This window comes from Pseudomonas sp. W2Jun17 (assembly GCF_023127795.1).
GTDB classification, from domain to species: Bacteria; Pseudomonadota; Gammaproteobacteria; order Pseudomonadales; family Pseudomonadaceae; genus Aquipseudomonas; species Aquipseudomonas synxantha_A.
In genome coordinates this window covers 282,148-292,832 of sequence record NZ_SPKO01000009.1, presented here as the reverse complement: position 1 = coordinate 292,832, position 10,685 = coordinate 282,148, and the positions used below count along the sequence as shown (strand labels likewise).

The 10,685-nt window shown below is 62.6% G+C and carries 9 protein-coding genes; 7 read left to right on the top strand and 2 right to left on the bottom strand.

The window, feature by feature from the left end; translation table 11 throughout:
* Window positions 1-182: 182 nt before the first annotated feature.
* The gene (locus tag E4O98_RS08795; protein ID WP_078821952.1) at window positions 183-971 is read right to left on the bottom strand and encodes a transporter substrate-binding domain-containing protein; all 789 of its coding nucleotides are present in this window, start codon (window positions 969-971) and stop codon (window positions 183-185) included.
* 92 nt (window positions 972-1,063) lie between these two features.
* Window positions 1,064-1,687 carry a TetR/AcrR family transcriptional regulator gene (locus E4O98_RS08790; RefSeq protein ID WP_005789994.1) on the bottom strand — a complete coding sequence of 208 codons (624 nt, stop codon included), beginning with the start codon at window positions 1,685-1,687 and terminating at the stop codon, window positions 1,064-1,066.
* A 153-nt stretch (window positions 1,688-1,840) separates the two neighbouring features.
* Between E4O98_RS08790 and E4O98_RS08785 the strand changes: the two genes are divergently transcribed.
* The 7 genes from E4O98_RS08785 to E4O98_RS08755 all read left to right on the top strand — a co-directional run bounded on the left by E4O98_RS08785 (window position 1,841) and on the right by E4O98_RS08755 (window position 10,664).
* Window positions 1,841-3,619 carry an acyclic terpene utilization AtuA family protein gene (locus E4O98_RS08785; RefSeq protein ID WP_248134712.1) on the top strand — a complete coding sequence of 593 codons (1,779 nt, stop codon included), beginning with the start codon at window positions 1,841-1,843 and terminating at the stop codon, window positions 3,617-3,619.
* 12 nt (window positions 3,620-3,631) lie between these two features.
* Complete coding sequence (locus E4O98_RS08780; protein WP_103733698.1) at window positions 3,632-4,504, top strand: SDR family oxidoreductase; 873 nt, start codon at window positions 3,632-3,634, stop codon at window positions 4,502-4,504.
* A 4-nt stretch (window positions 4,505-4,508) separates the two neighbouring features.
* On the top strand, window positions 4,509-6,125 hold the full coding sequence (locus tag E4O98_RS08775) for an acyl-CoA carboxylase subunit beta (protein WP_248134710.1): 1,617 nt from the start codon (window positions 4,509-4,511) through the stop codon (window positions 6,123-6,125).
* Between the two features lie 17 nt (window positions 6,126-6,142).
* The gene (atuD, locus tag E4O98_RS08770) at window positions 6,143-7,300 is read left to right on the top strand and encodes a citronellyl-CoA dehydrogenase (protein WP_103733696.1); all 1,158 of its coding nucleotides are present in this window, start codon (window positions 6,143-6,145) and stop codon (window positions 7,298-7,300) included.
* Window positions 7,297-8,058, top strand: a complete 762-nt coding sequence (locus E4O98_RS08765) for an enoyl-CoA hydratase-related protein (RefSeq protein ID WP_248134708.1) — start codon at window positions 7,297-7,299, stop codon at window positions 8,056-8,058. Before atuD ends, E4O98_RS08765 begins: the two co-directional genes overlap by 4 nt.
* A 105-nt stretch (window positions 8,059-8,163) precedes the next feature.
* Window positions 8,164-10,047, top strand: a complete 1,884-nt coding sequence (locus tag E4O98_RS08760) for an acetyl/propionyl/methylcrotonyl-CoA carboxylase subunit alpha (protein WP_248134706.1) — start codon at window positions 8,164-8,166, stop codon at window positions 10,045-10,047.
* A 74-nt stretch (window positions 10,048-10,121) separates the two neighbouring features.
* Window positions 10,122-10,664: an exonuclease domain-containing protein gene (locus tag E4O98_RS08755; RefSeq protein WP_005790007.1), complete on the top strand. Its 543-nt coding sequence runs from the start codon at window positions 10,122-10,124 to the stop codon at window positions 10,662-10,664.
* Window positions 10,665-10,685 lie beyond the last annotated feature (21 nt).

Sequence of the window (10,685 nt, the reverse complement as noted above, 5' to 3'; positions counted from 1 at the left end):
GTTACCGCAGGAATGGATATGTACTCGGTCTGATCCAACATCCTGGTCGGCTCTTAGGCCGCCATCGGGGGCAAGCCCCCTCCCACATTTGGATCTTGGCGTGTCAGGTAGATATGCGCCAGCTATCCGACCGTCACGGGAGCCAGCTCCCTCGGCCCCATCAAAAAGGTTTCAAATCCCCCTCAGGGCACTGGCGTCAGATCAATACGATACGGCTCGAAAATCTTCAGCATCTGCCCATTGTCCCGCAAGCCCTTGAGCAATGCGGAAAACGCCTCTGCCGTGATCGGTGCCTTGGGCCGCAGCAACGCGTAATGGTGATACACCTGGTCAATGCGCTCGGACACCAGAAATTGCCCGGCCATGTCCACATTGCGCACCAGAAAATCACTCAGATACGAACGCGTCACCAAGGCAATATCGGCACGCCCACGCGCGACCATCAACAGGTTGCTGTCATGGGAATAAGTCAAGGTGGCGTTGAAGTGCTGGGCCATGTTCCTGGGATCGGGGTTGAAACCCGCAAAGGCATAGTGATAGCCGCTGAAGACTGCCAGGCGCTTGCCGGCAAGGTCGGCAAAATAGCTTTCGTCGCGACCTGGCTGACGTTGGGCGACGAAGATTTCTGCGTCTTCCAGGCCCATGTCGACGCTGGTATGGGCAATATCCCGCCAGCCCCAGGACGGATTCTCGAAAATCGCCATGTCGACCCGGCCTTGCTCGAAATCGCGGAAACGCCGGGGAATAGATGTGGGTACCAAGACAAACTGGTAGTCGGTTTGCGCAGCGTTCAGGGCCTCGATCAATTGCGGCAGCAAACCGGTATCGGCACCTTGTTCAGGACGTACGGTGTAAGGCGGAAAGTGCGCCGCGCCGATCCTCACCAATTGCGCAGCGCCCGCCTGCGTCCACGCGGCGCTGCCCAGTGCCCATAATGCAAGTCCTGCAGCCAGCCGCCATGGCGAAAACATCGAGGCACACACCGTTGAATATTCTGATGGCGCTAAGCTAGGCGTTTTTATCGGGGGAGACAACGTTCGCCCTCAAATTAATAACGTGCACCTCAATCCGCCTTTAACACCATCAGCAGAGCCTCTTCGGCCAATTCTTCAAGGGTCAGGCTGCCCTGGGTACGGAACCAGGTAGTGGTCCAGGACAACGCGCCCGTCAGGAAGCGCCGAGTAATAAACACGTCACCGCGGATATACCCGGCGGTCTTGGCCTCACCCAATACCTGCAACCAGATATCTTCATAAACGTCGCGCAAGGCCAGCACCTGGGCCTGGCCCTCGGCCGACAGCGAACGCCATTCGTAGACCAGCACCGCCATGGCCTCGCCGCTGCCGCCCATGATCGACTGCAACTCGCAGCGAATCAGCGCCAGCACACGCTCGCGCACAGTGCTCGCCTCTTCCAGCGCGGCGCGCATCATTGCGGTGTTGTAGTGGATGGTTTCTTCCATCACCGCCCGCAGAATCTCGTCCTTGCTCTTGAAATGATGAAAGATGCTGCCCGACTGTATGCCCACGGCGCTGGCAAGGTCACGCACGGTAGTGCGCTCAAAACCCTTGTTGCGAAACAGGTGAGCCGCGGTTTGCAGCAATTTGCCCCGGGCGCTCTCGGGGTCGGTCAATCGGCCACCGGCGACCATGGCGCGCATCACCCCCAGGGCTTTGTGCTCATCCATGCTGCTCTCCTTCACTTGTGCTGACATCTTGGGCGGCAATTTAGGCCGTGGCCGCCACCCAAGCAAGCGCTTGGGTAAAACTTGTGCGCACAGTTTACAAAACAAGCGCTTGCTTGGTAGTCTCGACGCCAGCCCCTGGAGGAAGGATTTCTCATGAGCAAAACGGTTCGTATCGGCTGCGCCAGCGCCTTCTGGGGTGACACCTGCACGGCGGCCGCTCAATTGGTGCAAGGCGGCGCCCTGGATTACCTGGTGTTCGACTACCTGGCGGAAGTCACCATGTCGATTCTCGCCGGAGCACGCATGAAAGACCCCAAGGCCGGTTACGCCACGGACTTTGTCGAGGTCCTCACGCCCTTGCTGGCGGATCTCCAACGCCAGGGCATCCGCGTGATCAGCAATGCCGGCGGCATCAACCCCCAGGCCTGCGCCGCCGCCCTGCAAGCGGCCTGCGACCAGGCCGGCATTGCGCTGAAAATCGCGGTGCTGCTCGGCGATGACCTGCACCCCCAACTCAAACACCTGCCCAACGTCACCGACATGTTCAATGGCGCCCCGCTGCCACCTTTGTGCGTGTCCGCCAATGCCTACCTCGGCGCGCCGGGGATTGCCCAGGCCCTGGGGCTTGGCGCCGATATCGTCATCACCGGCCGAGTGGTCGACAGCGCGGTGGTCAGCGCGGCCTTGGTGCACGAGTTCAACTGGTCATGGCAAAACTACGATCATCTGGCCCAGGCCGCCCTGGCCGGGCATATCATCGAATGCGGTGCCCAGTGCACCGGCGGCAATTTCACCGATTGGCGCGACGTACCGGACTACGAGCACATCGGCTTCCCCATCGTCGAAGTCAGCGCCGACGGCCAGTTCACCGTCAACAAAGTCGAAGGCAGCGGCGGCCTGATCAGTGAACTCAGCGTGGCCGAACAGCTGCTGTATGAAATCGCTGATCCGCGCGCCTATCTGCTGCCGGATGTGATCTGCGATTTCAGCCAGGTCAAGTTGCAGCAGCAAGGCAAGCATTCAGTGCGCGTGCACGGCGCCAAGGGGCTGCCACCCACCGATCAGTACAAGGTCAGCGCCACCTATCCTGATGGTTTCCGCTGTACCGCCAGTTGCCTGCTTGCCGGGATCGACGCGGTGGCCAAGGCCGAGCGGGTCAGCCAGGCGATCATCAACAAGACCGAGCAACTGTTCAGCCAACGCGGTTGGGCGCCCTACACCGACGTGAACATTGAGCTGCTGGGCAGCGAAGCCACCTACGGCGCCCATGCCCGGCGTGAGGATTGCCGCGAAGTGGTGATGAAACTGGCCGTGAGGCACCCGAGCAAACAGGCCCTGGTGCTGTTCGCCCGCGAGATCGCGCAAGCGGCCACCGGCATGGCGCCGGGGCTCACCGGCATCGTCGGCGGGCGGCCTACGGTCTACCCGTTGATTCGGCTGTTTTCGTTTCTGATCGACAAGGCGGCCTGTGCACTGAGCATCGATTATCAAGGCCAACGCCATGCCGTCGAACTGCCCGCCGCGCTCTCCCTACGCACGCCCGCTGCCCCCATCGAACCGCCCAAACCCCAAGGCCGCGCCGACGCCAGCGTGCCCCTGGTGAAACTCGCCGTGGCGCGCTCCGGTGACAAGGGCAACCACAGCAATATCGGCGTGATCGCCCGCCACCCCGACTACCTGCCATGGATCGCCGAAACGCTGACCCGGGAGGTGATCGTCGACTGGATGAGCCACGTGCTCGACCCCCTTCACGGCCGCGTCGAGCGCTGGTATCTACCCGGCAGCCACAGCCTGAATTTCCTGCTGGAAAATGCCCTGGGCGGCGGTGGTATCGCCAGCCTGCGCATCGACCCGCAAGGCAAAGCCTTTGCCCAGCAACTGCTGGAAATCCCCATCGCCGTGCCGCAACACATTGCCGACCAACTCACCTAAAGGACCGTCGCCGTGGCCTTCGACTCGATCTTCAAAGCCGACCTGTTCCAGGGGCAAACCGTGATTGTCACCGGAGGCGGCAGTGGCATTGGCCGCTGCACCGCCCATGAGCTGGCGGCCTTGGGCGCTCGCGTGATCCTGGTGGGTCGCAAGCCGGAAAAACTGCAGAAGGTCGCAGCGGAAATTGTCGAAGATGGCGGCGTCGCCCATTGGCATGTCTGTGATATTCGTGATGAAGAGGCGGTGAAGGCGCTGGTCACGCAGATTCTGCACGACCATGGACCCATCCATGGCCTGGTCAATAACGCCGGCGGCCAATACCCCTCGCCCCTGGCCGCCATCAACCAAAAGGGCTTTGAAACCGTACTGCGCACCAACCTGGTGGGTGGTTTCCTGGTGGCGCGGGAAGTGTTCAACCAGTCGATGAGCAAGCACGGTGGATCAATCGTCAACATGCTCGCCGACATGTGGGGCGGTATGCCCGGCATGGGCCATTCCGGCGCAGCGCGCGCGGGCATGGATAATTTCACCAAGACCGCCGCGTTTGAATGGGGCTATGCCGGGGTGCGCGTCAACGCCGTGGCGCCCGGCTGGATTGCCTCCAGCGGCATGGACACCTATGAAGGCGCGTTCAAGGCCGTGATCCCCACCTTGCGCGAGCATGTGCCGCTCAAACGCATCGGCACCGAGTCGGAAGTCAGCGCGGCCATCGTTTTTCTACTCAGCCCGGCCGCGGCCTTTGTCAGCGGCAGCACGCTGCGCATCGACGGTGCCGCCAGCCTGGGCAGTCGGGCATGGCCGCTGCACAAGGCGCAGGCGCCGAGCCAACCCTTCAATGGGTTCCACCGGGCCTATCTGCCGGATGTGCTCAAGACGGAGCAATAACGCGATGCCGACGATTGAAACCCTGGTCGATCCCCACAGCCCACAGTTCACGCAGAATCGCGCCGCCATGCTGGCCGCCATTGCCCAGTTGCATCAACTGGAACACAACCTGCTGGCCAAGGCTGAGGAGGCCAGGCCCAAGTTCGACAAGCGCGGCCAATTGCTGCCCCGCGAGCGCCTCAACCTGCTGCTCGACCCGGGCGCGCCGTTTCTGGAACTGGCCAGCCTGGCCGGCTACAAACTCCACGACGACAAGGACGGCAGCGCCGCCGGTGGCGGGCTGATCGCCGGCATCGGCTATGTCAGCGGCGTGCGTATGTTGGTGGTGGCCAACAACAGCGCGATCAAGGGCGGCACCATTTCCCCCTCGGGCCTGAAGAAATCCCTGCGCCTGCAACAGATCGCCATGGAGAACAAACTGCCGGTGGTGACCCTCGCCGAAAGCGGCGGCGCCAACCTCAATTATGCCGCCGATATTTTCGTCGAAGGCGCGCGCAGCTTTGCCAACCAGGCGCGCATGTCGGCGATGGGCCTGCCGCAGATCACCGTGGTGCATGGCTCGGCCACGGCAGGCGGTGCCTATCAGCCGGGCTTGTCGGATTACGTGGTGGTGGTGCGCGGCAAGGCCAAGCTGTTCCTTGCCGGGCCACCACTGCTCAAGGCCGCCACCGGCGAAGTCGCCAGCGACGAAGATTTGGGCGGTGCGCAGATGCACGCGCAAACCGCCGGCACCGCTGAATACCTGGCGGAAAATGATGCCGATGGCGTGCGTATCGTGCGAGAAATTGTCGGCCTGCTGCCGTGGAATGACCGGCAGCCGCCAGCGGTAAAAAACACCTATGCCGAGCCGCTGTACCCCATCGACGAGTTACTGGGGCTGATCCCCGATGATCCGAAAAAGCCCTACGACGTGCGCGAAATCCTCGCGCGCCTGGCCGACGCCTCTCATTTCCTGGAGTTCAAAAGCGAGTTCGACGCCCATACCGTCTGCGGCCATCTGCATATCCAGGGCCGCGCCGTTGGTGTGATCGGCAACAACGGCCCTATCACGCCGAAAGGCGCGAGCAAGGCCGCGCAGTTTATCCAGCTGTGTGATCAGAGCCGTACGCCGCTGCTGTTCCTGCACAACACCACCGGCTTCATGGTTGGCACCGAGTCCGAACAGCAAGGGGTGATCAAGCACGGTGCAAAGATGATTCAGGCGGTGGCCAACGCCCGCGTGCCCAAGCTCACGGTGGTGGTCGGTGGCTCCTACGGTGCCGGTAACTATGCGATGTGCGGGCGCGGCCTTGACCCCCGCTTTATATTCGCCTGGCCCAACAGCCGCACAGCGGTCATGGGCGGCGCGCAAGCCGGCAAGGTGCTGCGCATCGTCACCGAGGCCAAGCAGTTGAAGGACGGCCTGGTGCCCGACCCAAAGGTGCTGGACATGCTCGAACAGGTCACCGCGCAGAAGCTCGACAGCCAGTCCACGGCGCTCTACGGCAGCGCCAATCTGTGGGATGACGGGTTGATCGATCCACGGGATACCCGCACCTTGCTTGGGTTCCTGCTGGATATCTGCCATGAGGCTGAACTAAGGCAACTGCAACCGAACAGCTTTGGTGTGGCGCGATTCTAATCAGGAGAACAATAAAAATGATCTTCACCCAGGAACACCAGGAACTGCGCCGCACCGTGCGCGCCTTCGTCGACCGCGAGATCAACCCCCATGTCGACGAGTGGGAAAAAGCCGGGCGCTTTCCCATCCATGAGATCTTCCGCAAGGCCGGCGACCTGGGTCTGCTGGGCATTTCCAAGCCGCAGCAGTTCGGCGGCATGGGCCTGGACTACAGCTACTCCATCGTCGCCGCCGAAGCGTTCGGCAGCATCCGCTGTGGCGGCATCCCCATGTCCATCGGCGTGCAGACCGACATGTGCACCCCGGCCCTGGCCCGCTTCGGCTCCGATGAATTGCGCGAGGAGTTCCTGCGCCCGGCCATCAGCGGTGAACAGGTCGGCTGCATCGGCGTGTCGGAAACCGGCGCCGGCTCCGACGTGGCCGGGCTCAAGACCCATGCGCGTAAAGACGGCGACGACTATGTGATCAACGGCAGCAAGATGTGGATCACCAACTCGCCCAGCGCCGACTTTATCTGCCTGCTCGCCAACACCTCCGATGACAAGCCGCATATCAACAAGTCGCTGATCATGGTGCCGATGAACACCCCGGGCATCAGCGTCAGCCCGCCCCTGGAAAAGCTCGGCATGCACAGCTCCGAAACCGCGCAGGTGTTCTTCGACGGCGTGCGTGTGCCGCAGCGCAACCGCATCGGCCATGAAGGAGCAGGCTTCATGATGCAGATGCTGCAGTTCCAGGAAGAACGCCTGTTTGGCGCGGCCAATATGATCAAGGGCCTGGAGTACTGCATCGACAGCACCATCGAATACTGCAAAGAGCGCCAGACCTTCGGCAAGGCGCTGATCGACAACCAGGTAATCCACTTCCGCCTGGCCGAACTGGCCACCGAAATCGAGTGTCTGCGTGCGTTGGTCTACCAGGCTACCGAGCAGTACATCAAGGGCCAGGACGTGACTCGCCTGGCGTCCATGGCCAAGCTCAAGGCCGGACGCCTGGGCCGTGAGGTCAGCGACAGTTGCCTGCAATATTGGGGCGGCATGGGCTTCATGTGGGACAACCCGGTGGCCCGCGCCTACCGCGACGTGCGCCTGGTATCGATTGGCGGCGGTGCCGACGAAATCATGCTGGGCATCATCTGCAAACTGATGGGCACCCTGCCCGGTAAAAAGCCATGAGTACCCTGCTGCTGGAAGCCCATAACGGCGTGCTGCATATCACCCTCAACCGGCCCGAATGCCGCAATGCAATGAGCCTGGCCATGGTCAAGGAACTGCGTGCAGTACTGGCGCAATTGGACAGACAGGTACGCGCCGTGGTGATCAGCGGTGCGGGGGGGCATTTCTGCGCGGGGGCCGATGTGAAGGACCTGGTCGGCGCGGGGGATCAGTTACACGCGTTGAACCGCGCGTTTGGCACCTTGCTGCAAGAGGTGCAAGCGCTGCCGCAGGTGGTAATCGTAGTGCTGCAGGGCGCGGTGCTGGGCGGTGGGTTTGGGTTGGCCTGTGTGAGCGATATTGCGATCGCCGAACACAAGGCGCAGTTCGGCTTGCCGGAGACCACCCTGGGGTTGTTGCCGGCGCAGATAGCGCCGTTTGTGGTCAAGCGCATCGGCTTGACCCAGGCACGGCGGCTGGCGCTGACGGCGGCGCGGTTTGATGGGGTCGAGGCTGGCCGTTTGGGCGTGGTGCATTTTGTCGAGCACGATGCCCAGGCACTGGCGCAGCGGCTGGATGAAGTGTTGGGGCAGGTATTGCAGTGCGCGCCGGGGGCCAATGCGCGAACCAAATCCCTGTTGCTGGCAAGCGTGGATGAGCCGCTTGATGCTGTACTGGACCGCGGGGCGCAGTGGTTTGCCGAGGCGGTGAGAGGCGAGGAAGGGATTGAGGGGACGCAGGCGTTTGTGCAGAAGCGAAAGCCGGGTTGGTCTCGATGACGCCATCGCAGGCAAGCCAGCTCCCACAGGGGAACACATTTCAAATGTGGGAGCTGGCCTGCGAAGAGGCCCCAACACACGCCACATCCAGTAAGGGATAACCCAATGCCCGCCTTCACCAAAATCCTGATCGCCAACCGCGGCGAAATCGCCTGTCGTATCCAGCGCACTGCCCAAGCCCTGGGCTACCGCACCGTGGCCGTGTACAGCGACGCCGACGCCCATGCCCTGCACGTGCAGATGGCCGACGAAGCCGTGAATATCGGCCAGGCTTCCGTACAACAGTCATACCTGAACATCGCCGCCATCCTCGACGCCGCCCGACGCACCGGCGCCGACGCCATCCACCCCGGCTACGGCTTCCTTTCGGAAAACCCCGACTTCGCCCGCGCCTGTCAGAACGCCCATATCGTTTTCATCGGCCCCAGCAGCGAAGCCATCGAGCTGATGGGCAGCAAGCGCCTGTCGAAGATCGCCATGCTCGACGCCGGTGTGCCCTGTATCGCCGGTTACCAAGGCAGCGCCCAGGACGACGCCACGCTGCAACAGGAAGCCGAGCGCATCGGCTTCCCGCTGATGATCAAGGCCAGCGCCGGTGGCGGCGGGCGTGGCATGCGCCTGGTACACCAACCTGAACAGCTGCTGGAGCAACTGCGCACTGCGCGCTCCGAGGCAATGAACGCTTTTGGCAGCGACGAACTGATTCTTGAGCAGGCCCTGATCGACCCGCGCCACGTTGAGGTGCAAGTGTTCGGCGACCGCCATGGCAACCTGATCTACCTGGGCGAGCGCGACTGCTCGATCCAGCGCCGCCATCAGAAAGTCATCGAAGAAGCGCCCTGCCCCGTGATGACGCCCGAACTGCGCCAGGCCATGGGCGACGCGGCGCTCAAGGCCGGGCGGGCGGTGAGCTACGTCGGCGCCGGTACCGTGGAGTTTCTGCTCGATCGCAATGGTCGGTTTTATTTCCTGGAAATGAACACGCGCCTGCAAGTCGAACACCCGGTGACCGAGCTGATCACCGGCCTCGATCTGGTGGCCTGGCAACTGCACATCGCCGCCGGCCAGCCTCTGCCGCTGGCACAAGCCGATGTGGTGCTGAGCGGCCACGCCATGGAAGTACGCCTGTACGCCGAAGACCCGGCCCAGGGCTTCCTGCCGCAAACCGGTGAGGTGCTGCGCTGGGAGCCTGCCGCCTGCGTGCGCATCGACCATGGCCTACGCGAAGGCGAAACCATCAGCCCGTTCTACGACCCGATGCTGGGCAAGATCATCGCCCACGGCGCCACTCGCGAAGAAGCTCGCCGAAAGTTGCTGCGGGCAGTGGAAGACAACGTGCTACTGGGTGTCACCACCAATCAGCGGTTTTTGGTTGATTTGCTCAAGCAGCCGGATTTTATCGCCGGCGAGTTCAGCACCGCCTTTATCGCCGAACGCTTCGGCCAGCTACTGCCCCAAGCGCCATCGACTGAACAGCTCAGCCTGGCCGCAGCGCTGTTTTACCGGCACAGCGCCGACCAGCATCCCCAAGGCCTGGCGGGATGGCGCAACACCGCCAATGTGCCGTGCACCTACCGCCTGGAGGTCAATGGCCAAACCCACACCGTGAGTGCCGACGACCTGCAACTCACCATCGACGGTCGCTGGGCCACCTGGGTGCTCAACGGCATCCGGCGGCGTACCGCCTACTACATCGACGATACCCAACTGTGGCTGCCCGGCGTGAAGGTGACCAACCGCACCCAGCAGGTCGCCAGCCGCCAGGTGGATGCCAGCAGTGGCACGGTCAAGGCGCCGATGGATGGCGCCATTGTCGATATCCAGGTCAGCGTCGGCGACACAGTCACCAAAGGCCAACTGTTGCTGGTGCTCGAAGCGATGAAAATGGAGCACCCGCTGAAGGCCGGGATCGACGGCATCGTCAAGGCGGTGCAGGTCATGGCGGGCGATCAGGTGCGCAATCGTCAGGTTTTGCTACAGATCGAATAACGCCCTAGGCGGAACTACAGGGCCGGGCTACGCTCTATCCCCATCAGAAAGGGACGAGTACGGGAACCTGCACCATGCCTCATTGGCTGATTATTGACCTTGAAGCCACAACGGATGACGGCGGTTGGCCCGTGACGGAGATGGAAGTCATCGAGATCGGCGCCAGCCTGGTCAACCGCCAGGGCCGCGAACTGGATCACTTTCAGCGCTTTGTGCGGCCACTGCGACGGCCGTTGCTGACGCCCTTTTGCCGCAAGCTGACCCATATCACCCAAGCCAATATCGACGCAGCCACACCGATCACCGAGGTGTGGCCGCTGTTCGAGCGCTGGCTGGGCCAGCACCAGGCACGCCTGGAAGGCTGGGCCAGCTGGGGTGATTACGATCGCGTGCAACTTGAACTCGAATGGCAGCGCCATGGCCTGTCCAGCGCCCTGGGGCAAACGCCCCATGTGAACCTCAAGCAACGCTTTGCCAAGGCCCGGCGCCTGGACAAACCACTGGGGCTCAATGGTGCGCTGCAATTGGCGGGGATGCAGTTCAATGGCCAACAGCATCGCGCCCTGGAAGACGCGCGTAACACCGCACGCCTGTTACCGTTGATTTTGCCGGTCTAGGCAGCTCCCGTGGGCTTGGGC

Coding starts and splice junctions, on each gene's coding strand:
- E4O98_RS08795 (WP_078821952.1), bottom strand. CDS start 971: ATGTTTTCGCCATGGCGGCTGGCTGCAGGACTTGCATTATGGGCACTG.
- E4O98_RS08790 (WP_005789994.1), bottom strand. CDS start 1,687: ATGGATGAGCACAAAGCCCTGGGGGTGATGCGCGCCATGGTCGCCGGT.
- E4O98_RS08785 (WP_248134712.1), top strand. CDS start 1,841: ATGAGCAAAACGGTTCGTATCGGCTGCGCCAGCGCCTTCTGGGGTGAC.
- E4O98_RS08775 (WP_248134710.1), top strand. CDS start 4,509: ATGCCGACGATTGAAACCCTGGTCGATCCCCACAGCCCACAGTTCACG.
- atuD (WP_103733696.1), top strand. CDS start 6,143: ATGATCTTCACCCAGGAACACCAGGAACTGCGCCGCACCGTGCGCGCC.
- E4O98_RS08765 (WP_248134708.1), top strand. CDS start 7,297: ATGAGTACCCTGCTGCTGGAAGCCCATAACGGCGTGCTGCATATCACC.
- E4O98_RS08760 (WP_248134706.1), top strand. CDS start 8,164: ATGCCCGCCTTCACCAAAATCCTGATCGCCAACCGCGGCGAAATCGCC.
- E4O98_RS08755 (WP_005790007.1), top strand. CDS start 10,122: ATGCCTCATTGGCTGATTATTGACCTTGAAGCCACAACGGATGACGGC.